The sequence below is a fragment of the Mesorhizobium sp. M6A.T.Cr.TU.016.01.1.1 genome, assembly GCF_003952585.1.
GTDB classification, from domain to species: domain Bacteria; phylum Pseudomonadota; class Alphaproteobacteria; order Rhizobiales; family Rhizobiaceae; genus Mesorhizobium; species Mesorhizobium mediterraneum.
In genome coordinates this window covers 173,950-196,377 of the sequence record NZ_CP034452.1, presented here as the reverse complement: position 1 = coordinate 196,377, position 22,428 = coordinate 173,950, and the positions used below count along the sequence as shown (strand labels likewise).

Below are 22,428 nucleotides of genomic sequence, written 5' to 3'. Positions count from 1 at the left end.
TTCACTCCTCCTCGTATGCATCCCGAAAATCCGCGCCAATTTCACCAAGAAAGCTCGTCTCCGCGCTCTGGGCGATTTCACGATGGCGTTTCTGGTAGAGTTCCCACAGCTTGGCGCCCCGCCCGCCTGAAAGCAGGGTGCCGATCGCGGAATTCGATTTCAGCTCTTCCTCGATCGCCGCCGGGTCAAAACGGTCAATCATTCGCCGCAAGGCGGACTGCACGCCTCGCCAGGCGCGCACGTGATGTTGCGCGAGATCGCGGACCGCGTCGGCGATCGCCGCTTCACCGGCCAGAAATCCGGGGCTGCGCTCGGCGATGAGGGTCACGATGGCGTCGTCGACAGTCGGCAGAAACTTGAGCGGATTGACTTCAGAGGCCCCAACCACCGTCTGGGCGACGCGAGCGTTTCCTTTTTCCTCGGCCCGCTTGCGCAGCAGCTGCATCAGGCCTTCCATCATCAGCCGATACTCGCGACCGAACTTCTCCATTTCCGCGACGCTGTCGCGTCCGGGAAACTCGGCTTCCTCGATGCCCATGCCCCGCAGGAACGCGCTGCGAAGGGCCGTGTTCGTCGGTTGCGCCGCTGCCGGGGAGGGGGCGGGCCTAGGGGCAACGCCAGCCCGTGGCGGAGAAGGGATAGCTGCCGCAGGGCCAGGCAAATCCCAGGGATTGGCCGGCTGCGGCTCTCCGGCGCTATGTTTGCGTTGGCCGGCCGGGCCGGCGCCGTTTCTCAAATCGGGCGTCGCGGCCGGCCCGAAACCAAAATCGTCGTCGAATTCGAATGATTTTCCTGGAGCGGACTCGGTTGCCCCGTTGCGGGAAGGCACGGGATCGAGGCTGAATGGGTCCGAGGAGCCTGGCGCACCACGTGGTTCGGGATAGGCAGCGCCGTTCGGTGCCGGCGTTGCTACCGGGTCGAGGCTAAACGGGTCGTCGAAGGCAGGCGAACTGCGTTGGTTGGCACGCTCGAACGCTCCTGGAACTGGCTGCTCGAAAGGGCTCGGCAAATCGGCAGGACGTGGTCCCCGCGGCTCTTCTTCGACCGTGGCTGAAAAGAAGTCATCGCGGCCGATGCTTACCGGCGCTCGCGATGCCGGCCGCGATCGTTCCGCGAACGATTGGCTGGCTTCCGGTGCTTGAGCGGCCGGCGTCTGCAGATCGACGCACACGACGTAGTCGCCCAGCCTCAGCCGCATCCCGTTTTGAAGACGGACCGACGTGCCAGCGCCAAGCGGGCTGTCGGAGTCGTTTATGAACAAGCCGCTGCTCGACGTGTCGGTAACGAAATATCCGTCCCGCCCGCCAGTGATCTTGCAATGGGCGCGCGAAACGAACATGTCGGGATCGTCGATCTGCCAGCCCGCGTCGGCACTGCGGCCGATCACCAACTCACCCTCGTCCAGCCGGGTCTGTCTTACCGCCTGGGTACGTGGTCCTTGCTCCAGCGTCAGCAGCAGGCTCATGCCGCGACCCCCGCCAATTCCGGCCGCCATCCGACGATCGTCCGCAGCCGCATATCGTCAGCATCTCCCCTTTCCGGGGGCCGCGCAAGCCAGGCGGTCCGGCCAAGCTGTATCGCTCCGATACGCGACGGCGGCACGGCGTCGCGCGCGAGCACGATCCGCAGATCGACGTCGAGCGCTTCCCCGACCATGTCGCGAACGGCCTGCTTGAACAATTTCAGACGCTGACCACCCGGCAGGAACGCCTTGAAGTCCTCATATCCGAGCGGGCCGACGCGGAGTTCGATCCGGCTTTGACGGTTGAAGACGCGCGGGCCGATCGTCGCCCCGCGACCGAGCGCAGCGTAGGCTTTGCCAAGGCCAGTCTGAAGCGTGGCCGGTATGGTTATCCAAGCGGCGACGAACTCCTTGATCTGGACCGGCACTTTGAACGCTTCCGCCAGGAACAGCGTCAGCCGCTCCGGGCCGTCGACTTGGCTGGCGAGCGAAGCGGCCTGGCGAAGCTTCACCGTGTCGAGATCGGGATTCCCGGTGCCAGGCAAGCCGATCCCAGCCATGGCTTCAAGCATGGCGCGAACGCGGCCGCCGACCGCGCGTTCCACCTGTACGGCAGGATGAGCATCCGCCCAGGCCCGATAGTACAGGGCGATCATGCGGTGCTGAAGAATATTGACGAAATCCACGAAGGTCGTGTCGCTGGTCTGCCGCGCGTCGACGCCGGTGAACCAGCGCTGCGACAGGCGATCGAGCACCCAACGCGTCAGATGCAGCGGCAAGGGGCCTTCAGGTCCCATCAGCCCGAGATTTGCAACCGTGACCCGGGCCGGGCCCCTGTCGTTTCCGAAGGACTTGTCCTTCCCCGAGGACTTGTCGTTCCCTGGGGTCTTGTCCTTTGCGTCGCGGAACTCAACCACGTCCTTGGCGGTAAAGCTGAGACGCACATGTTGTCCGAGCCTTGCCGGCTCGCGATCCGGCTGGCCGGAATAGCCGAACAGCCCGCCTCTCCGTTCGAGCCGACGCAACAGTTCGAAGAAGTCGAACGTTTCAGACAGCTCCTCGGCCCGGTCCGGGTCGAATGTGTCTAGATCAGGTAGCGATTGCCGGGCGTCATCGGCCATGGCACATCCTCCTGTTTCTGCAGCAGCCGCGTGCGGGTCCGCACAAAGCCGTTTATTCCGGCGTGGCGGGCAAACAGCCGCGCGAGCAAAGCCGAAAGCAGCAATGTGCTTTGCCCCGCCAACACAGACTGGTCCACATGCAGCGTCACTTCCGTGCCCCGTCCGAAGCACATCGGCCCATCGATCTGCAGCCGTTCGATAACCGACCGCGAGTCGATGCGAACGATCGAATGCACGTTGCGGGCGAGGCTTGGATCTCCCCGATCGGCGTAAAGATCGAGCAGCGCATGCAGCGGATCGACTCCGCGACCTTCCTTGGCAAGGCTGAGAAAGTTGAGCGCGAGTTGCGCCACCAGCCGCCAGGCGAGATTGTCGGCGCGGGACTCGTGCTCGGCGCCCGACGGCAGCGCTGCGGGGATAGCCGGCTGGGGCGGGCGCAACGCGCCGAGAAGCCTGACCGCTTCGACCGGATCGCCTGTCTCCAGCGTCAAGATAGGGTTGTCGTCGAGTATCGGCAGATCGCGATTGGTGCAAAGCGCCATAACGTCGAGACGTTTCAGCGGCCGATTTACCGGGCTTGCGACCGGACGTGAAATCGCCAGGAAGACATCATCCCCGGTGTATGAAGTGCGGGTCAGGCCCTCGCGCCGTTCATCTTCGGTGGCCCGGCGAGGGCGCCGTTCGGTTGAATAAACCCAGCCACTGCCGCGGTTTTGCCCGAGGCTGAAGAGTTCGGGAATTTCGGCTTCGTTGCCTTCAGTATCGGCATCCTCGACGCGGGTGACCCGGTAGATTTCGAAATCCCGCGCTCGGGTACGGTCGGCGTGCAGCACCTGCCGCGTCCTGCGGGGGTCGAGCTCGATGACGTTGCACTCACGTTCGAACAGATTGATGATCGGGGTTGCGAAGAGCTCGAAATCGGCCGCCGTCACGTCCGCCAGCTCAGGCACCGGACGCCGGAACATGAAGAGGATCTCGATCCCTGCCTCGCATTTGCGGATGACGGGTCGCAGCCCTGAAACCCGTACGTAGTGGAAGCGCTCGGGCATCATGAAATATTCGCGCAGCAGACGGTACCCTTCGAATGTCGGACGGGTACGAGGCATCAAGGCCTCGTCGTCGCCAATGCCGACCATTTCGGGTCCCTGCAGGGCAAATAGCGGGTTGGTTTTGCCTTCGGCGCGTGCACCAACAGCCGAGCACGCGCCGAAGATCGCGTCAAACAAAAGCGGCGCCTTGGTGCGCCCGGCAAAATAGAGATCGAGCCGGTCGAGCGCCAGTTCGTTGAGCTTGCCTTTTCCGGTTCGAGCCAGCGTGATGCGGAGCGCTGCCTCGCCGCCCACACCGCCGATCGGCGTTATGCCGGCCGCCGCCAGCGCGCTGCGGTCCTGAAAATAGCCGACCGAAGTGATGGCTACCGGCCACAGCGTCATTTCCTGCGCGGTGGTGAAGGTGCAGCGCGTCGACAGGCCGGGTTGCAGGCTGGAAACCAGCCGCGTGTTCCGCTTGATGACATGGCCGGCAATCATCGACTGGACCTGCTGGCCGGGCTTCAGCACGGCCATCGCCGTTGCCGGCGCCGGCGAAACCAGATCGGGATAGAGGACATCGAGCACGCTGCGTGAAAACCGCGAGCGCTCCCCATCGACTTTCAGCCGGGTGCGCGCGGCAAGGAAAGCAACGCCGTCAAGCAACCGCTCGACATACGGATCCGGACACGGGACCGTATCGAGCGAAAGATTGCGCGCCACAGCCGGATGCATGTCGGCAAATTCCGCCGCGAGTGCACGGATATGGGTCAGTTCCTCCTCGTAATATTCTACGAAGACCCGATCCATCTCTCAGGCTTCCCTAAATTCGGTCCGCGCCAAGCCGTTATCGAGATTGATCGTGGTGCGCAGGCGCATGCGCTCCGGCGTCGGCGTCATGATCAGCACAGCGTCTATCTCGATCTTCAGCCCCACGGTTCTGTCGCCAAGGGTCACCGTAACCTTTGTTGCGCCCTCCTTGAGACGTGGCTCGAACGTGGCGAGAATGGAACGGATCTCGCGCGCCAGGGTTTCGCGATCAAAGTCGCGGGAGGATCGGCCTGAAAACGAAGGCACGCCATAGTTGACCACACTTCGGCGAACCTCCGGAAAATCGGCAAGCGATGGTGGGTTGTCGGCGGCCTGCTCGTTCTCGAGATCGGAAAGAAGGGGAACAGCCTCGAAGCGCTCGGTGTTGAACAGCGCCTCGATGTCGCGTCGCACGGCCTCCCTGAGCACGCGGGCGGATACGACCACGCCGCGGCTTTCGATCTCGGCGCGATGCTGGGTTTGAAAGATCAGGCGGTGCAGACGCTGCTTCTGATCGGATGTGAGCTCGGCGTCGGCGTCGATGATCCGCGGGGTTCCCGCAACAAGGATGTCCAGCCGGTCCGCGCCAAGCTCGTCGTGCAAGACTTGGTGCAGTCCGTCTATTTCCGAGGTCACGCCCGGCAGGTCATTGACGAGGCGGTCCCAAAGAGAGGGCTGGACCGCTTCGCGTTTCGCTCGCGAACTGCCGGTAACCTGTGGCTTGTCGGCGCCGGGCCGCCGGGCCTCACTTGCCGACATAGACATCCATTTCGATTTCGTCGTCCTTGTCATAGACGAACTTGATCTTCTTGTAGGCGAAGCTGACCTCCTCCTGGATCAGGTCTTCCTCGTCCTCGGCCTGCGACATGTCGTATTCCATGATCGAGGCGTCGGTCAGGGTGACGACCAGGTAATCGCTGGTCTCGCCGTCGATTGTCCGGCGGGCGGAGAACACAACTTCGTCCAGCGCCTTGTTGTCGAACAGCGCCTTTTTTAAATAAGGCGACGACTTGTCATAGTGCTTGGTGAACTTGATCATCCCGAGGGACACACGACCGCGACGCGAGAGCGAATTCGGATCATATGGCGCGACTATCTTGTAATCGACACCGTGGACTTCGATTTCATCTTCATGGCCGTCTCGAACGCTTGGGCCTTTGATGTCCGGAACCTTTAAAAAGCCATCGATCTTCACTGTTGTAGGCATTGTCTTTCTCCACCGCTTTCAATCAAAACAAGATGATGTTGCTGCAAATCAAGACTTCACGGACGGTAGTTCCGACACCAGCCGGAGCGAGGCGTTGATGCCCTCCAGCTGGTAGTGCGGACGCAGATAGAAACGGGCATTGTAGTAGCCCGGCCGCCCCTCGACGCTGTCCACCTGGACCTCCGCGGCGGCAAGCGGGCGCTTGGCGCGCGCCTTGTCGTCAGCAAAGGCCGGATTGGCCAGCACGTATCGGTTGATCCATTCGGTCAACCAGATCTGCATATCCGAGCGTTCCTTGAACGACCCGATCTTGTCGCGCGCGATCGCCTTGAGGTAATGCGCGAAGCGCGAGACCGGGAACAGGTAAGGCAAGTTCGCGCTCAGCCGTTCGTTCGACTGGGCATCCGGGTCGACCAGCCGCCCGGCGCGGGTCTCGTCGTCCTGCAACGAATGCGCGCCGATGAAGGCCGCGAGATCGGTATTCTTCCGGTGCAGGATCGGCATCAGGCCAAGCTTGGCGAGTTCCGCCTCGCGCCGGTCGTCGATGGCGACCTCCGTCGGGCATTTCATCGCGATCGACCCGTCGTCGGTCGGGAAGCTGTGCACCGGCAGGTTGAGCACCGTGCCGCCATTCTCGACGCCGCGGATCTGCGTGCCCCAACCGTAGAGCTTATGGCTGCGGTTGATGTTGACGCCCATCGGGAAGGCGGCATTCATCCAGACATATTTGTTGTGGTCGCCCTGCACCTCTTCCTCGAAGGTAAAGCCCTTCACCGGAACGGTGTCGGTGCCGTAGGGCAGACGCGCCAGCACACGCGGCATGGTGAGGCCGATATAGCGCGCGTCCTCGCTCTCGCGCAGCGATTGCCACGAGGCATAGGCCGGGTTCGATACGATCATCTGCAGGTCCTGCGGGTTCGGCAGTTCCTGCCAGCTGTCCATGCGGAACAGGCGCGGCGAAGCGGCGGCAATGAACGGCGTATGCGCGGAGGCGCAGACACCCGACATATTGCGCAGCAGGCCGACGTCGCGCGGATGGTTCGAGAATTCGTAGGCGCCGACCAGGCAGCCGATCGGCTCGCCGCCCAGCATCGAATACTCGTCCGTGTAGACCTTCTTGAAGATCGGGCTTTGATCCCACATCTGGCCTTCATAGTCTTCCAGCGTGTCGGCGAGCTGCTCTTTGGAAATGTTCATCACCCGGATCTTCAGTTTCTGATCCGTTTCGGTGTTGTTGACGAGATACCACAGGCCGCGCCATGTGCCTTCCATTTCGCGCACTTCCGGCGCGTGCAGGATCTCGTTGACCTGCGTCGTCAGCATCTTGTCGATGCCTGCGATCAGCGACTTGATCGACTTGATCGCGTTGGACGAGATGGTCGTGGTGTCGGAACGGGACTGCGCCGCCAGCGCGAGATTGCGGACGAGTTGCTGCAGCTTCTCGCTGTCGTCCTTCTTGACCTTGAAATCCTTCTCGAGGAGCCCGCTGAATTCTCCGAGGTCGATGGCTTCCGCCTCGGCGGTGACGGCTGCGGTCTTTTGCTGTTCGGCCATGACTTACTCCTCAACCTTATCGTCGTCGGATAATGCCTGGTTGGCGATCTTGCCGAGCAGCGGCTCGTTGTTCAGAAGTTGCGCGATGCGCTTTTCGGCGTCGACACGGCCATCCATGAAGCCAAGCAGTTCCTCGAGCTGACGACGCATCTTGAGGATTTCGGCCAATTGCGGAACCTGCTCGGCAATCTTGTCCGGGGCGAAATCGCCCATCTTGGTGAAGGTGAGATCAAGGGCCAGTTCCTCGTCGCGCTCGGCACCCTCGGCCTGAGGCAGCGTATTCTTCACGCGGGCTTTGACGCGCGGTCCGAGCGCCTCCATGAAACGGGGGAAGCGGTTGGCGTCGGTCTCGACAAAGGCGCGGTCCAGCACCGATTTCGACGCTTCCCTGGTCTGTGAAGCGCCGGAGAGGTCGGCCATCACACCCATGACAAACGGCAGTTCGATCGTCGTCGGGCTGCCGTAGGTCTCCACGTCATAGGCGATCTGCACGCGCGGTGCGCGATTTCGCTCGATGACCTTCGCTTTGCTTTCGGCTACCATGGCTTGTTACCTTTCATCCTTCTGAGCCGTCTTCTTGGCATCGGGAACGCCGGCAAGAAGCCGGAATTCCTTCAGCCCCGACGGGGCGAGATCTTCCATCAGTTCAACAAAATCCATATGCACCATCCGGCGCACGCGCCGCGCGAGGTGCGGGATCGGGCTCGACGGTTCGGTGCGGTCATAGAAGGCGACGACGAGGTCGAGGCATTTGACGACGTCGTCGCGCGAGGAAATCCGGTCAGGGAGACCCGTGCTCGGTTCCGCGTAACTTGTCGTGCCTGCCATAGCCTCGGCTGCATGACCGTTTCGGGCAGGCACTTCAGGATCTGCAGTCGTGGGGGCGGGGTTCGCCGCGCCGTTCGTCGCAGCCTCGATTACCGAATTCCGTTCGAGGGTCGACAGCAGCCGCTGCAGAAACCGTTTTAATTCCGGGACAGCGGCGCCGCCGCCCTCAAGACGAGTGTTGAGAGCCGTTTCGACCGCATCAAGAGCCGTGATCGCCGCTTGAGCATCGGCGATGAGCGACATCATCTCCGCATTGGCTTGATCGGCCTGCGCCTTGCATCCACTATGCACCCGGTTCAGAAGTTGACCGTGCGCGCTGACCAGCGCTGCCTTTTCGGCTGCATTCAATCCTGAAGCCGCTTCCAGAAGCATGACACGTTCGTCGAGCGCGCCTTGTTCCAGATCGCGCCCGCTGATCGCTCCGATCGTGCGCGGTGCGAAGAACGTCATTTGCCGCAAATTGGCTAACAGCCCGTCTTGGCCATTCTGGAGGTCGAGCAGTGCGTTGATACGACGCAAGGCGGCGTCGCGTGGTGCAGCATTGGGCCGCAGGGCCGGATGCATGGCCTCCCAATGCTGATCGAAGGTCCGCGCAATAAGGGTCAGACCATGCGCGAGCCCGGCGAGCCCCTGCTCATTGGCCAGCGCACGTGTGACAATGACAAGCAGGCGCAGATCCCGGCCGTGTGCACGCAACTCCTCTGCCTTGTCGAGGACGGCAGGCCAGTCGACCGGAATGGTGCTTTGCGACGAGGGCTTGTTATGCCCGTCATGGACGACCTTGACCTGGGGTTCCGTGAGACGTTCCAGCTCATGAAAGGCTGGATCGTTGCGCAAATCCTCCCCTGACGGATTTTCACCGTCCAGCGGATTCAGCCAGAGTGCGAGATCAATCACACCAACCCCCAGCGAGCGGCTCTTTCGGCCGTGCGTGCCCACGTTATCACACCGCGACACTTTACCACAATTTAGTTGCTGCTCAATCATAATGGGAGCTCGCAAGCCGGGTCCTGAGCTCGAAATCGGTGGCGCAGTTATCGAACCGTTTATCTGGATGCATCGCAAAGAAGTGGGCATTCCATGGCTGTTTGTAGCCGATGGCGTGGGTGTTGCTGGGACGGAAGAAGTCCACTGAATCGAACACCCAGTCGCCCCGTCGATAACGCGCTTTGTCAAGTTGCTGCTTATGTGGCAGTTTATTGACTGGCAGATCGCAGGAGCAAGTTCGATGGAACAGCGCCGGTCGTCGCAGAGCGTCAAGCGCAAGGAACTGGTCGACAAGCTGAACTTGACGGGTAAGCGGGCCTTCGCCTCAGCTGCCGCAGCAGCGAAGCTTCGCGGCAACCCTTACGTCGAGCTCGTCCACTTCATCGAACAACTGGTGCTTTCCGACCGTTGCGACGTTCAACTGATAATTGCCGACGTCGGCGTCGATATGGGCCGCCTAGCCAGCGATATGACCCGCGCCGTCGACAAGCTGCCTTATGGCGCCACTTCGATCGAGGAATTTTCGGATCATATCTTTCACGCCATCCAGGAAGCCTGGAGTCTGGCGACGCTTGAGTTCCGCGTGAAGGAAGTGCGCAGTGCGCATGTTCTGCTCGCCTGCCTGAAGACGCCGGTGCTGGAAGGGCTGCTGTCAAAGATCAGCGGCGAGTTCGACAGGATCGATGCCGACGCGGTCATCGCGCGTTTCGCCGAGGTGACTGGCGGATCGCTTGAGGCCGGCTCCCCCGCGGCAGCTCCCGCCGCCGAAACACCGCGGCGGGCTCCGGGCGGGGATTCGCCGCTGGCGAAGTATGCGACCGACCTGACCCAGCGCGCCCGCGACGGCAAGATCGATCCGGTCGTCGGGCGCGATCCGGAGATCAGGCAGATCGTCGATATCCTGATGCGACGCCGGCAAAACAACCCGATCCTGACCGGCGAGGCCGGGGTTGGCAAAACCGCGGTGGTCGAGGGGTTTGCCCTGCGCATTGCCGAGGGCGACGTGCCGCCGACGCTGCAAGGCGTCAGCGTGCGCATGCTCGATGTCGGATTGATGCAGGCGGGCGCAAGCGTAAAGGGCGAATTCGAAAAACGGCTGAAGGCGGTCATTGACGAGGTCCAATCCTCCGAAACGCCGGTCATCCTCTTCATTGACGAAGCTCACACCTTGATCGGCGCCGGCGGCGCGGCCGGAACGGGCGATGCTGCCAATCTGCTGAAACCGGCGCTGGCGCGCGGCGAACTTCGCACCATCGCGGCGACGACATGGGCCGAATATAAGCAGCACATCGAGAAAGACCCCGCGCTGACACGCCGCTTCCAGGTGGTCAAGATCGACGAGCCGTCTGAGGCGGTGGCCGTTCTCATGTTGCGCGGTGTGGCCGGCGTGTTGGAGCAACACCACAAGGTGCAGATACTCGATGAGGCGATCGAGGCGGCGGTCGGCCTGTCGCACCGCTATATCCCGGCGAGGCAATTACCGGACAAGGCGGTGAGCCTTCTCGACACTGCCTGCGCCCGTGTCGCGATTTCGCAGCATGCCACCCCGGCCGAGGTCGAGGATATTCTGCGCCGCCGCCAAGCGCTGGAGGTCGAGCGCGCCATCATCGGCCGCGAGGCAGCGATCGGCATCGACGTGGCTGACCGGCAGGCTCGGGTCGAAACGGGACTTGCCGAAGCCGAACTCACGCTTGCTGCCGCGCAGGAGCGTTGGGATCGGGAAAAGGCGCTGGTAGGCGAGATACTCGAATTGCGCGCCAGGCTGCGCGGCGAGGGTGTGCCGCTCGATGCAGTGGAGAGCCCGGAGGCGGTCGCCGAAACCGCAGGCGCCGATGTACCTGAGACCAAAGCGCCGGAAACCGATGCGGACGCAACGGCCACTGCCGATCCTTCTCCACCCGATCCGGCTGCCGATCTCGCGCGGCTGCGGGAGCTGATGGCCGAACTCGCAGAAGCGCAAGGCGAGACGCCGCTGATCCTGCCGTCAGTCGACCGCAACGCCGTGGCTGCCGTGGTGCAGGACTGGACTGGCATCCCCACTGGCCGGATGCTGTCGAGCCAGACCGAAAAGGCGCTGCGGCTCGCCGCCACTCTGTCCGAACGCGTGGTCGGTCAGGATCATGCCATGGAGATGATCGCCAGGCGCGTGCAGACCAGCCGCGCCGGGCTCGGTGCACCCGAAAAACCAGTGGGGGTCTTTCTGCTCTGCGGTCCCTCGGGAGTGGGCAAGACCGAAACCGCGCTGGCGCTGGCAGAAACGCTCTATGGCGGCGAGCAGAACCTGATCTCGATCAACATGTCCGAGTTCCAGGAGGCGCATACGGTCTCCACCCTGAAAGGCGCACCGCCTGGATATGTCGGCTATGGCAAGGGTGGCATCCTGACCGAGGCGGTGCGGCGCAAGCCCTATTCGGTGATCCTGCTCGACGAGGTCGAGAAGGCGCATCCGGACGTGCACGAAATCTTCTTCCAGGTTTTCGACAAGGGAATGATGGACGACAGTGAAGGCCGGCGGATCGATTTCAAGAACACGCTGATCCTGCTCACCTCCAATGTCGGCTCCGAGGTCATCATGGATCGGACCAGGAACGGCACCGTCCGCTCCGGGCTCCAAGATCTCGACACCGCCCTGCGCAGCCCGCTGCTGAAGGTCTTTCCGGCGGCCTTCCTCGGCCGTGTCGTGACTATTCCTTACTACCCGCTTTCGGACACGATGATCGAATCAATCACCCATCACCAGTTTGCCAAGATCGCCCGCCGGCTGCGGGCAACCAACGATGCCGAGTTGATAATCGGCGACGGTGTCATGGACCTGGTCAAGGCCCGCTGCACCGAGATCGAATCCGGCGGCCGCATGATCGATGCCATTCTGACGAACACGCTTCTACCGGAGTTAAGCCGCGGGGTGCTGAACCGGTCGCTCGAGGGCGAAAAGATGACGAAGGTGACTGTCGGAGCCTCCGAAGGAGGTTTCACCTATTCCTTCGAATAGCTCAGGAGCACTTCTGTCGCTCTAGCCCCAGCGTTTCGGTCGGAGAAGCAGCTTTGTTACCGGCCACCTCGGGAACAAATCGTCAGCCTATCAATTGAAGCAGAGAAGCTGCTTGGAGCAGATGAATGGGCATTTTTTCCGACCTCGACAAAAAGCTGACGGACAATCTTTACGCGCACGGTAACGACCTCATCGATCCTGCTGCAGATCTTCCCGAGAAGATCGAGGAGCGGGTCGAACTCTTGATGCCGTTCGTTCAGCCCGAAGCTCGCGAGCTGGTCCGATCGCAAATCCTTGGCCTCATTCACGAGTACAGGAATGAGGATCCGGCGCCGTCGGGTTAGGCGAGGAGGGAATGGAGTTCAACGGCCGTCATCCGTCCTGGTCTATTGCGTGGGGCGCAGGTTGAGTGCCGTCACTGGTCCGGCCGGTCTGGTCGACCCATAGCCAAACGATGAAGAGTACTGCCAGTACGATCACGCTCAAGGCGATGAGACGAGGCATGGCATTTTCCTTTCCGTGCCGAACAACCGGTCAAGACATCGGCTTGCCGTTGTCTCGGGTGCCGCCCGTGCCGGGTTCGGAGCCGGCACCAACCGTCGGGTCAGGTGCGACCGGGCCACGTTCTGCTTCGGAACCCTCAGCCTCGATCTCTTGCACGGCCTGATCCCAATGCTCGCGCTCCCGACCTTGCGGTCGGCCTTCACGCTCCCAGATTTCATAGGCTCGCCGCCTGATACGCTCTTCCCTGTCCATGATAGGCCTCCTGAAGCTGTCCTAATCCCGCGATCAATGGTTTGTTCCGCGCTGCCAGACAGTTCTCGCGCGAGAGGGCACGTCGAACATTCGCAAGCCAGAGGGTAGAATGAACAATATCCTCCGCACCGGAGATCGGGTCCGATGAGAATTCTCGTTGTTGGCGCTACCGGCCTGATCGGCGCTTCGGTCTGCGCCCGTCTCGTCTCCGAAGGGCATGAGGTGATCGGCATCGTCCGTAGCCCTCGGGCAAATGTGGCCCGCGACTACCGGACATTGGTGCTGGACGTGGCGACCGCGCTACGCCCTGAAGATTGGCTGCCGCATCTGGCCGGCATCGATGCCGTCGTGAACTGTGCCGGCGTTCTGCAGGACAGCCCTCGCGAAAAGACCGGGCAAGTTCATCGCGATGCGGCGGCGGCTCTTTTTCTCGCCTGCGCGAGGGCCGGTGTTGCCAAAGTGATCCACTTCTCGGCGATGGGTGTGGATCGGGCACAGCCTTCGTCGTTCTCGGCGACGAAATATGCCGGCGATCAAGCCCTCATGGCACTTGACCTGGACTGGATAATCCTTCGCCCTTCCGTGGTGCTCGGCCGGCCCGTGTTTGGGGCCAGTGCATTGTTTCGCGGTCTGGCCTCGCTGCCGGTCCTGCCGTCAATGCCAGATACCGGCCGGCTACAGGTCGTGCAGCTCGAGGATGTGGTCTCGACGGTCCTCTTCTTTCTCAATTCCGGCAGTCCGTCTCGTATGGCACTGGAACTTGCAGGTCCCCAACAGCTGACCATGGACGAGATTGTCGGCACTTTCCGCCGCTGGCTCGGCTGGACTCCGGCAGCCAGGCTTGTCTTGCCGGGGTGGGTTGCGCGGTTTCTCTACCGCCTCGGCGACCTAGCCGCGATGCTCGGCTGGCGGCCTCCGATGCGCACCAACGCCGCCAGGGAGATCGCACGAGGGGCGCTCGGAGATCCCTCGGACTGGATTTCCTTGACCGGTATACAGCCGCAAAGCTTGGCGCAGTTCCTCGCGCTCAATCCGGCAACGGTGCAGGAGAAATGGTTCGCCGGGCTTTATTTCGCCAAGCCTGCGATCTTCGTCGTCCTGCCCTTCTTCTGGATCATGACGGGGCTTGTGTCGCTGACCACTGGCTTCGGCAACGGCATCAGCCTCATGCAAAGCACAGGGGCTGGTATGTTGTCGTTGCCAACCGTGGTCGCCGGCGCTCTCGCCGACATCGTCGTCGGCGCACTCATAGCCTGGCGGCCAACGGCGCGAAAAGGCCTCTACGCTGGTATTGCCCTCTCGCTGTTCTATCTGATCGTGGGCACTTTCCTGCGCCCGGACCTGTGGAACGAACCGCTTGGGCCATTCCTGAAGGTCTTGCCGATCATCGTCCTTCATTTTGTTGCCCTGGCGATCCTGGAGGAGCGCTGATGCTCTATTTCGTGCTGAAGTACCTGCATGTCATCGGAGCCAGCGTGCTGCTTGGCACCGGCGCCGGCATCGCCTTCTTCATGCTTCTCGCCCACAGGACCGGCAACACGGCAACGATTGCGGCAGTGGCGCGCATTGTGGTGATCGCCGATTTTCTCTTCACGGCGACCGCCGTCGTGGCGCAGCCGATCACCGGCATCGCGCTCGCCTGGCAGGCGGGTTACCCGATCTCCGAAGGCTGGATCGTGCTTTCCATCGCGCTCTACATCGTCACCGGTGTGTTCTGGCTACCGGTGGTATGGATGCAGATGAAGATGCGCGATCTGGCGTCTGAAGCCGCCAAAGCGGGGGCCCCGCTGCCGGCTCAGTATGTCAGGCTTTTCTGGCTGTGGTTCGCCTTTGGCTTTCCCGCCTTTGCTGCCGTCCTCGGGATTTTCTGGCTGATGATCGCGCGGCCGGCTATCGATTGGTAGCGCTTGCCGCGGCAGCTGTCGTGCGGTTTCGATTTTCGGCGCTGGAACATCTTTCCAATGAATACGTTCGGCGCGGATGGATCAAGCCGTACGCAAACGCCGACATTCAGCCTCATCCGCGACTGACGCGGATGTTCTCATCATTGGTGGCGGACCTGCCGGACTGGCGGCCGCGATCTACCTCGGCAGGTTCCGCCATCGGGTCGTCGTGGTGGACGCGAATGAGGCGCGCGCCATGCTGATTGCGGAAAGCCGCAACTGTCCGGGATTTCCGGAAGGCATCAGCGGCGCCGATCTTCTGCACCGGCTTCGTGCGCAGGCCGACAAATACGGAGCGACACTGGTGCAGGGTCAGGTGTCGTCGATCGAGCCGACCGTAGGCGGGTTTGGCGCCGAGACAAACACAGGGCGGATCGTCGCCCGCAAGATATTCCTGGCGACGGGTATCGTCGACCTTGTGCCTGCAATTCCGGGTCTGCGCGAGGCCATCGCCGGAGGCAGCGTACGCCTATGCCCGGTTTGCGACGGCTACGAGGTGATCGATCACCGGATCGCTGTCATCGGAGAGGAGGCGAAGGCACTGCGAGAGGCCATGTTCCTCAAGCAGTATACGCAGCACGTCACAATGCTCGCTCGCTACCTTCCCGATTTTTCCGTCAGCACACGGCGCGTGGCGATGGAAGAACACATTGCCATTTGCGATGCGTTCGAAAGGTTTGTTCCTGCCGACAGCGGCTACGACGCCCTCCTCGAGGATGGCGAGGTGCGCCATTTTGACGTCATCTATCCGGCGATGGGATGCCAAGTGCGTTCCGAACTCGCGCTGGCAATGGGCGTCAAATGCTGCGACGACGGCTACGTCGTCGTCGACAAGCATCAGCGGACCTCGGTCGAGGGGGTGTATGCCATCGGCGACCTCGTCAAGGCCCTGAACCAGATCGCAGTGGCTTTCGGCCAGGCTGCGATAGCCGCGACCGATGCTCACAATGATTTTGCCCTCGGGTACGAATAAAGGGGCACAGATGTATGGTAGGCGGATTATAGGTCGAACGGGATGGCGCCAGCTAGTGTCATGTTGCTGGGTTCCCCAGCCCTTCCACCAGCGTGCTCAATGCCGCATCCAAGGGGGCCGATCCCACCTTCTCGGGCACCAGGAGCCCATCGATCGCAAGCATGGTCATGCCGTGGATGAGCCCCCAGCCGGCTGCCGCCTGACCTTCTATAGGCCGCTTGCGAATGCTCCCCGCGGCCTGGCCGCGTCGGAGGATTTCGAGGAGAATATCGAATACCGCCAGCGCCCGCTCATTGAGATGCATTCCCACCGCTTTCCCCTCGTCCGCGCTAAACATCAGGCGGTAGAGAGCGGGGTTGTCCGTTCCGAACGCGACGTAGGCACGAGCTATCGGAGCAATTTCGTCGCGCAGGGTTTTGGCCGCCTTTGGCGTCGCAGCCGCTAGGGACGCGCGCAACCGGTCGAACCCAATCATGGCGATCTCCGCAAGCAGCGCCGCCTTATCGGGGAAGTGCTTGTAGGGTGCCGCGTGGCTTACGCCAGCCCGGCGGGCGACTTCCCGCAGCGTGAACTGCCAGCCTTTCTCCTCCCGAAGCATATCCAACGCCGTCTCGATAACCGCACGACGGAGATCACCGTGGTGATAGGGGCGGTTGGGTGCATCCTGCATGGTACCTCAAAGTTTCTTGTGAATACATTGTTGACAGTGGCTACTTAAGGGGCTATGTCGAGGGCGTAAGTTTCTCCTGTCTACATCGGAGTGGACCATGAACGCAATCGCAAAAATTACCGACGCTGATCGGCTGGGCAGTCTCCTCGCGGCCCAGCGCGCTGCCTTCCTGCATGACGGAGCGCCTTCGCTGGCGCAGCGACGCGCTGATCTGGCCAAGTTCAGGGCCTCGATAATCGGGCACCGCAAAGCGATCGAAGATGCCATCAATACCGATTTCGGGCATCGCTCGAGGCACGAAACGGCGATCATGGAGGTTGCAGCGGTCGCCGAGGGCACGAAGTATCTGATCCGCAATCTCCGCAAATTCATGGCGCCGACCCGCCGCCACGTTGCTCTGCACATGCGGATCGGCAACGCCCGCATCGAATATCAGCCGCTTGGCGTCGTCGGCGTGATGTCGCCGTGGAACTATCCGGTCAACCTCGCGCTGATGCCGGTCGTAACGGCCATCGCCGCCGGAAACCGGGTGATGCTGAAACCTTCGGAGTTTACACCCGTCACCAATTCGCTGCTCGCGAAGATGCTGGCCGAGGTCTTCCCCGAGGACCAGTTCGCGATGGTGACCGGCGATGCGGCCGCAGGGGCGGCATTCTCTGCCTTGCCCTTCGACCATCTCGTCTTCACGGGCAGCACCGCGGTGGGCCGGTCGGTGATGAGGGCCGCTAGCGATAACCTTGTACCGGTCACCCTTGAGCTGGGCGGCAAATCACCGGTCATCGTCGCCAAAGGCCACTCCCTTGACCAGGCGGCGGCGTCCATTGCTTTCGGTAAGCTGCTCAACGCCGGTCAAACGTGCATCGCCCCCGATTACGCACTCGTCCACGAAAACGACGTAGACTCGTTTGTCGGGACGTATGGGCGGAAAGTGGCGTCCTTCTATGCGGACGGGCCGACGAGTGAACACTATACTTCCATCATCAACGAGCGGCACCACGCCCGGCTTCAGGGCCTGATCGAGGATGCTAGTGCCAAGGGAGCGCGGATCGTCGAGGTCGGCAATCGGCCCGGTGAGGCGTCCATGCGCGCCAACACGCTGCCGCCAACCGTCGTCCTCGGCGTCACAGAAGACATGCGCATCGCTCATGAGGAGATCTTCGGCCCGATCCTGCCGATTTTTCCCTACCGCGAGGTTGAAGAAGCGATCGCCTATGTGAACGCCCGGCCCCGGCCGCTCGCGCTCTACTACTTCGGCGCCGATGACGAAGACCGACGCAAGGTGCTGAGCCGAACGATCTCCGGCAACGTCACTATCAACGGGACGATCATGCACATCGCCCAGGATGACTTGCCCTTCGGCGGCGTCGGGGCCAGCGGCATGGGCGCTTACCACGGCGTCGAGGGTTTCCGTACCCTCAGCCATGCCAAGGGGATCTATGAGCAGGGTCGCTGGAACCTCTCCAACCTGCTCCACGCCCCGTTCAGACAGCCGATCGATACCATCCTCAACGTGATGCTCCGGTGATCGGCATGCCGTCATCAAATCCAGCTCAGGAGCATCAGCACATGACCACTGACACGTCGTTGCCGCTACGCGGCTCCTGCGAATGCGGCGCCTGCTCGTTCGAGGTGCATACTGCGCCAAAGGGCAGATTCCGGTGCCACTGTCTGATCTGCCAGGCGTTCAACGGCAAACCGTTCGCGGATGTGGTCGCCGTTCGTGGCAAGGATGTCGTGCTGAAAAACGCCGGCAACATCTCATTCAAGAAATACCGCCCGCCGCCGAACTTCAATCGCGGGGTCTGCCGGACCTGCGGCAAGCCGGTTGTGGAGGTTGCCGGCTTCGGGCCGTTCAAAGTGATGTTCATCCCGGCCAGCAATTTCGAGCCCGAGGCCCGGCTGCCGCCGGTTCGGATCGACATATTCTATCATCGTCGCGTGCTGGACATGCCCGATAGCGTGCCCAAATACAGCGGCTATCTCGCCAGCGAGTTGGCGGTCGGGAAAATGATTATGAGTGGCGTGTGAAGCGCCGAGTCGATTTATTTGAGTGCCATCCATGTGATGGCCTCGGCGCTGTTCGAGGGCCGATAAGCTTCGGAAACGTGCCTCGCTAGCGCAGCATGGCCGCTATCACGAAAACCGCGGCCGCTACGAGAACGACTGCGGCGATCACCAACACCGGCCAACTCCTGCGAGGCTGAAGATCAGGCTCGCTTTCTACCGGCCGCATTGCATCGGCGAAGCTGGCTTCATTCGTGAACTCTGGCTGTCGCCGTGGACGAGCCTCGGCGACAGGATTTGGCACATCTGCCGCTTCGGCGTCGGTCTCTACAGGTGCAGCGGCGGGGTCGAACCCCGGGGTTTTGTCCTGCGTCGCCCCCGCCTGAATATCGCCTCGTGCTTTGGCGGGCGCCTGATCTCGTTGTGCGGCCATCACGGTCTCCCTGGCAACCAAACTTCAATCTGCCTCAGCGGTTCCAGTCTGCGCCCGATTTGCTGAACACACCCCATTTGCTGAACACATTTGGCGGTGATCCGGGGCTCTCCGGAACAGAGGACGCCTTTCGCAGTTGTGTTGGATCATTGCCTGGTGAGTTGGCTATGCCGTCTGCGCTCGAGCAACTGGCTCAATCCGTGAAAGAGCGACGAGCGATTTTGTTCGTTGGGGCGGGGGTGTCGATGAGCGTCGGCCTGCCATCCTGGGAAAAGCTCATCGAGCATATGGAGGATGAACTCGGCCTCGACCGCGACACGGTCGACATGCCTGAACCCAGCTACCAGGCTCTTGCCGAATACTACCGGCTAAAGCATGGCAGTATCGGCCCTTTGCGCAGCTGGATGGATCGCGAATGGAGCGTGTCGCGGGAAAAAGTGAAGGGATCGGCGATCCACAAGCTGATCGTGTCACTCGATTTCCCGATCATCTACACCACCAATTATGATCGGAATCTCGAGGTTGCGTTCGAAATCCACGACCGTCCGTTCGTAAAGGTGGCCAATGCCAAGGACATCGCCAAGGCGAGCGACGAGGTGACTCAGATCATCAAATACCACGGCGATTTCGACGACGACGCATCACTGGTTCTGGCGGAGTCCGAGTATTTCGAGCGGCTGTCGTTCGATTCCCCGCTGGATGTAAAATTTCGCGCCGACGCACTGGGGCGCACCATCCTGTTCATCGGCTACAGCATGTCCGATATGAACATCCGTCTGTTGCTGTATCGGCTTTGGGAAACCTGGCGCCGGTCCGGCTATGAGAAGAACCGTCCGAAATCGTTCGTGTTCATGCCGCAACCGAGCGTCGTCCAGGAAGCGGTCCTCGGACGCTGGGGCATCGACATGCTGACCGAGCAGGCCGATCGGCCGGAGGATGCCCTGGTGGCATTCCTGAGCAAGCTCAAGGACGGGATAGACCAGATCTAGCGCGTATGCGCGCAACACCGGTGGGCAATTCTGAAAGGCGATGTGATGCACCGCGCTTGAAGCTAAATGGTTGACGGCAAGTTCGGAATGCTCACTCTATTCGGCCCGGCCGGGAACATTGTCGATCGCTGCGGCGTTCATAGCCGGGAAGGGACGCTGTTTGCGGAGGCCTATGATGGGCCACTTCGATATGATCGATCTCATTTCTGTCATCGACGCCTGCACGACCGGCCGCGCCGCAGGGCGATTGGTGTCGATGGCCAAAGCCGTGGAAGAGTTGCGGGTGCTGACCGGTGATTTCATCTCGCCGGACGAAACCGTGGCCAATGCCCTGTCGCCGGTGGCGCTAGGGCGCGGCTGCGCGGTCCTGTTCGACGAGCAGCCGGGCGCCGACATCCTCCACACGCCATGGCAAGAGGCCTGACTGGCGAGACGCCTGAGCGTTGCCGCGCCAGCGGGCGCGGCATCCGTTTGACGGCACGGTGCCGCGCGCGTCGCATATGGCGTCCGTCTGGAGCGCTAGCGGCGGTTGGAACCGGACCGTCGCAGGAATGTTTAACCGCCATGCATGAGGCAATCGGAGAGACGCTATGACTGAAAACGAGACCCGTTATGAACATGGCGCAACCAAGTACCCGGCCAAGAAAGATGCGGACGCGTCGGATCAATTCTCCCAGGAGGCGGCCGGCAACAAGAAACCTGCCGGCGGGATGGGCCTGACACGGTCAAGGGACGAGGTGGAGGACAAAACCCATCAGTCCGAAGGGAAAAATCCGCCCGGACAGTCCACCCCCAGTGCCTCGACAGAAAAGACGTCCGGCGCCGGGCCATCGATCGCCGAGCGTTCCAAGGATGCCAAGGCTCCGAAGAGCGGCCGCCAGCCAGGCGCCTACGTCAAGGACTGACCGGCCAGGGAACCTGCAGTCAGCCCATCATCGTCTTCAGCGGCTCCTGAGCGAGGTTCGCCTCGATCTCCTTGCGGCCCGGCGTTTGCCGCAGCGCTGTGCGCATGTTCTTGCGATATTCGTCCGGCATGCGCGGCGGTAGCATAGGTTCATACGCGTCGACGACCGCCTCTATGATCACCGGACCTTCCGCGGCAAAGGCGGCGTCAAGAACCCCATCGACGTCCTCAGGTCGCGTGACGCTGTAGCCGATGCCTCCCATAGCTTCGGCGGCCATGGCGAAATCGATCGGCTGGAGTTCGCAGGCGAATTGCGGGTTGCCGAGGAACATCATTTGCTCCCAGGCGATCTGGTTGAGCATGTTGTTCTTGATCACTAGAAGCTTGAGCGGAATCTTGTAACGCACGGCGGTGGAAAATTCGCCAAGCTGCATCGCCAGTCCGCCATCGCCCACCACCGCGAAAACCGGCCGGCCCGGGAAGGCAATCCCGCCGGCAATCGCATATGGCAGCCCGCAGGCCATCGATGCCAGCGAGCCGGAGACGGCGAAATCCTGTCCAGCCTTGATATCGATATGACGGGCGGCAAGTTCTGTATTCTGACCGGAATCGGTAGCGAGGATGGCGTTGGCCGGCATTCGGTCGCCGAATGCCCTGACGACGCGCTGCGGCTTGAGCGGCACGTCGTCCCTGCTTTCCGCCTCGGCCATCATCTTGCGCCAGCGCTGCATACTTTGCTGCGCGTTCTCGAGAAATGATCTGTCCTGCTTTGGCCTCAGTCTTTCACTGAGCAATTGCAAGGTGATGGCCGCATCGCCGACAAGACCGGCCTCGATGGGACTGCGAAGGCCGATGCGCTGCGCGTTGCGGTCGATTTGCACGCCGCGCGCCTTGCCGGGCTTGGGGTAGTACTCGATGTAGGGGAAGGTCGAGCCGACGATCAGCAGCGCCTCACATTCCTCCATGATCTCCTGCGAGGCCAGCGTGCCCAATATTCCTATTCCGCCCATGATGTGCGGGTGATCGTCCGGCAGGACGGCTTTGCCGAGCAAAGCCTTGGCAACGGGTGCGGCAAGGAGTTCCGCCGTCCTCTCGAGCTCGGCCTTTGCATTGAGCGCGCCGCGCCCGGCGAGTATCGCCACCTTTGAGGCCGTGTTGAGGATGTCCGCTGCAAGAGCGAGCTGGGCTTCGTCGGGTCGCTTGTCCCCTTCGAACCACCGTTCGGGCGTATGTTTTGGAAGGTTGCGGAGCGAGCGCTTTGCCGACGTCTGCTCCTGCACGTCGCTGGCTATCGAAAGATGGGAAACGCCGCGTCCCGCAAGCGCGGAACGACAGGCGAGGCCGGCAACGTTTTCCATATGCGCTGCGTCGGTCACCTGAGTGTTGAAGATGGCGACGTCGTTGAAAACGCGGGTGAGATCGACATCCTGCTGCGTGAACGTCTCGATCAGGTCGTGGAATTGCATGCCGGTTATGGCAAGGACGGGCGCCTGGTCGAGCTTTGCATCGTAGAGACCGGTGAGCAGGTGCGTGCCTCCTGGCCCAGAGGTGGCGAGGCAGACACCGAGCTTGCCGGTCCACTTGGCATAGGCTGTCGCCATGAAAGCCGCGGATTCCTCGTGCCGCACCTGTACGAAGCGGATCTTGTCCTGCCTTGTGCGCAGCGCCTCCATAATGCCGTTTATGCCGTCCCCCGGCAGGCCGAAGATCACGCGCACGTCCCAGGCGATCAATGTGTCGACAAGGATCTCGGCAGTGTTGGGCATG

22 protein-coding genes are annotated in these 22,428 nt (G+C 61.9%); 10 read left to right on the top strand and 12 right to left on the bottom strand.

What is annotated here, in order from left to right; translation table 11 throughout:
- Position 1: 1 nt before the first annotated feature.
- From tagH to tssA, 8 genes are read right to left on the bottom strand one after another with little or no spacing between them, the layout of a single operon-like run.
- Positions 2-1,465, bottom strand: a complete 1,464-nt coding sequence (gene tagH, locus EJ075_RS00895; protein WP_126103009.1) for a type VI secretion system-associated FHA domain protein TagH — start codon at positions 1,463-1,465, stop codon at positions 2-4.
- Complete coding sequence (tssG, locus tag EJ075_RS00890) at positions 1,462-2,583, bottom strand: type VI secretion system baseplate subunit TssG (RefSeq protein WP_126103008.1); 1,122 nt, start codon at positions 2,581-2,583, stop codon at positions 1,462-1,464. Before tssG ends, tagH begins: the two co-directional genes overlap by 4 nt.
- The gene (gene tssF / locus EJ075_RS00885) at positions 2,547-4,421 is read right to left on the bottom strand and encodes a type VI secretion system baseplate subunit TssF (protein WP_126103007.1); all 1,875 of its coding nucleotides are present in this window, start codon (positions 4,419-4,421) and stop codon (positions 2,547-2,549) included. The genes tssG and tssF overlap by 37 nt, the downstream gene beginning before the upstream one ends.
- A 3-nt stretch (positions 4,422-4,424) precedes the next feature.
- Positions 4,425-5,180, bottom strand: coding sequence for a type VI secretion system baseplate subunit TssE (gene tssE, locus EJ075_RS00880; protein ID WP_126103006.1), 756 nt, complete (start codon positions 5,178-5,180; stop codon positions 4,425-4,427).
- Positions 5,167-5,628, bottom strand: a complete 462-nt coding sequence (locus tag EJ075_RS00875; protein ID WP_008875170.1) for an Hcp family type VI secretion system effector — start codon at positions 5,626-5,628, stop codon at positions 5,167-5,169. Before EJ075_RS00875 ends, tssE begins: the two co-directional genes overlap by 14 nt.
- Before the next feature lie 48 nt (positions 5,629-5,676).
- Entirely contained in the window at positions 5,677-7,182 is a 1,506-nt protein-coding gene (tssC, locus tag EJ075_RS00870; protein WP_126103005.1) for a type VI secretion system contractile sheath large subunit, read from the bottom strand.
- A 3-nt stretch (positions 7,183-7,185) separates the two neighbouring features.
- Positions 7,186-7,725: a type VI secretion system contractile sheath small subunit gene (gene tssB, locus EJ075_RS00865; protein WP_126103004.1), complete on the bottom strand. Its 540-nt coding sequence runs from the start codon at positions 7,723-7,725 to the stop codon at positions 7,186-7,188.
- Positions 7,726-7,731: 6 nt separating this feature from the next.
- The gene (tssA, locus tag EJ075_RS00860) at positions 7,732-8,907 is read right to left on the bottom strand and encodes a type VI secretion system protein TssA (protein WP_126107192.1); all 1,176 of its coding nucleotides are present in this window, start codon (positions 8,905-8,907) and stop codon (positions 7,732-7,734) included.
- A 331-nt stretch (positions 8,908-9,238) separates the two neighbouring features.
- On the opposite strand from tssA, the gene tssH reads away from it, so the two are divergent.
- Positions 9,239-11,989 carry a type VI secretion system ATPase TssH gene (gene tssH, locus EJ075_RS00855; protein WP_126103003.1) on the top strand — a complete coding sequence of 917 codons (2,751 nt, stop codon included), beginning with the start codon at positions 9,239-9,241 and terminating at the stop codon, positions 11,987-11,989.
- A 125-nt stretch (positions 11,990-12,114) separates the two neighbouring features.
- A complete protein-coding gene (locus EJ075_RS00850) occupies positions 12,115-12,333 on the top strand; it encodes a hypothetical protein (protein ID WP_126103002.1) in 219 nt (72 codons plus the stop codon).
- Positions 12,334-12,523: 190 nt separating this feature from the next.
- Here the strand turns inward: EJ075_RS00850 and EJ075_RS00845 are convergent, their stop codons facing one another.
- Positions 12,524-12,745: a DUF2934 domain-containing protein gene (locus EJ075_RS00845; protein ID WP_126103001.1), complete on the bottom strand. Its 222-nt coding sequence runs from the start codon at positions 12,743-12,745 to the stop codon at positions 12,524-12,526.
- A 144-nt stretch (positions 12,746-12,889) separates the two neighbouring features.
- Between EJ075_RS00845 and EJ075_RS00840 the strand changes: the two genes are divergently transcribed.
- The 3 genes from EJ075_RS00840 (at position 12,890) to EJ075_RS00830 (ending at position 15,661) form a co-directional block, all read left to right on the top strand.
- A complete protein-coding gene (locus EJ075_RS00840; RefSeq protein WP_126103000.1) occupies positions 12,890-14,176 on the top strand; it encodes an SDR family oxidoreductase in 1,287 nt (428 codons plus the stop codon).
- The gene (locus EJ075_RS00835; RefSeq protein WP_126102999.1) at positions 14,176-14,649 is read left to right on the top strand and encodes a DUF2269 family protein; all 474 of its coding nucleotides are present in this window, start codon (positions 14,176-14,178) and stop codon (positions 14,647-14,649) included. Before EJ075_RS00840 ends, EJ075_RS00835 begins: the two co-directional genes overlap by 1 nt.
- A gap of 76 nt (positions 14,650-14,725) precedes the next feature.
- Positions 14,726-15,661 carry an NAD(P)/FAD-dependent oxidoreductase gene (locus EJ075_RS00830; RefSeq protein ID WP_126102998.1) on the top strand — a complete coding sequence of 312 codons (936 nt, stop codon included), beginning with the start codon at positions 14,726-14,728 and terminating at the stop codon, positions 15,659-15,661.
- Positions 15,662-15,719: 58 nt separating this feature from the next.
- On the opposite strand, the gene EJ075_RS00825 is transcribed toward EJ075_RS00830, so the two are convergent.
- Complete coding sequence (locus EJ075_RS00825; RefSeq protein ID WP_095486439.1) at positions 15,720-16,331, bottom strand: TetR/AcrR family transcriptional regulator; 612 nt, start codon at positions 16,329-16,331, stop codon at positions 15,720-15,722.
- A gap of 97 nt (positions 16,332-16,428) precedes the next feature.
- On the opposite strand from EJ075_RS00825, the gene EJ075_RS00820 reads away from it, so the two are divergent.
- The gene (locus tag EJ075_RS00820; RefSeq protein WP_126102997.1) at positions 16,429-17,856 is read left to right on the top strand and encodes a coniferyl aldehyde dehydrogenase; all 1,428 of its coding nucleotides are present in this window, start codon (positions 16,429-16,431) and stop codon (positions 17,854-17,856) included.
- Between the two features lie 5 nt (positions 17,857-17,861).
- Positions 17,862-18,359: a GFA family protein gene (locus EJ075_RS00815; RefSeq protein ID WP_245458251.1), complete on the top strand. Its 498-nt coding sequence runs from the start codon at positions 17,862-17,864 to the stop codon at positions 18,357-18,359.
- Positions 18,360-18,444: 85 nt separating this feature from the next.
- Here EJ075_RS00815 and EJ075_RS00810 read toward each other — a convergent pair whose 3' ends face one another.
- Positions 18,445-18,768, bottom strand: a complete 324-nt coding sequence (locus EJ075_RS00810; protein WP_126102996.1) for a hypothetical protein — start codon at positions 18,766-18,768, stop codon at positions 18,445-18,447.
- 167 nt (positions 18,769-18,935) lie between these two features.
- Here EJ075_RS00810 and EJ075_RS00805 point away from each other — a divergent pair, with 167 nt between their 5' ends.
- The 3 genes from EJ075_RS00805 to EJ075_RS00795 all read left to right on the top strand — a co-directional run bounded on the left by EJ075_RS00805 (position 18,936) and on the right by EJ075_RS00795 (position 20,662).
- Positions 18,936-19,757 (top strand): SIR2 family protein, encoded by an 822-nt coding sequence (locus tag EJ075_RS00805; RefSeq protein WP_126107190.1) that lies wholly within the window; start codon positions 18,936-18,938, stop codon positions 19,755-19,757.
- A gap of 175 nt (positions 19,758-19,932) precedes the next feature.
- A complete protein-coding gene (locus EJ075_RS00800) occupies positions 19,933-20,181 on the top strand; it encodes a hypothetical protein (RefSeq protein WP_126107189.1) in 249 nt (82 codons plus the stop codon).
- A gap of 166 nt (positions 20,182-20,347) precedes the next feature.
- Positions 20,348-20,662 (top strand): hypothetical protein, encoded by a 315-nt coding sequence (locus EJ075_RS00795; RefSeq protein WP_095486444.1) that lies wholly within the window; start codon positions 20,348-20,350, stop codon positions 20,660-20,662.
- 19 nt (positions 20,663-20,681) lie between these two features.
- On the opposite strand, the gene EJ075_RS00790 is transcribed toward EJ075_RS00795, so the two are convergent.
- Positions 20,682-22,427, bottom strand: a complete 1,746-nt coding sequence (locus tag EJ075_RS00790) for a thiamine pyrophosphate-dependent enzyme (protein WP_126102995.1) — start codon at positions 22,425-22,427, stop codon at positions 20,682-20,684.
- Position 22,428: the final 1 nt, after the last annotated feature.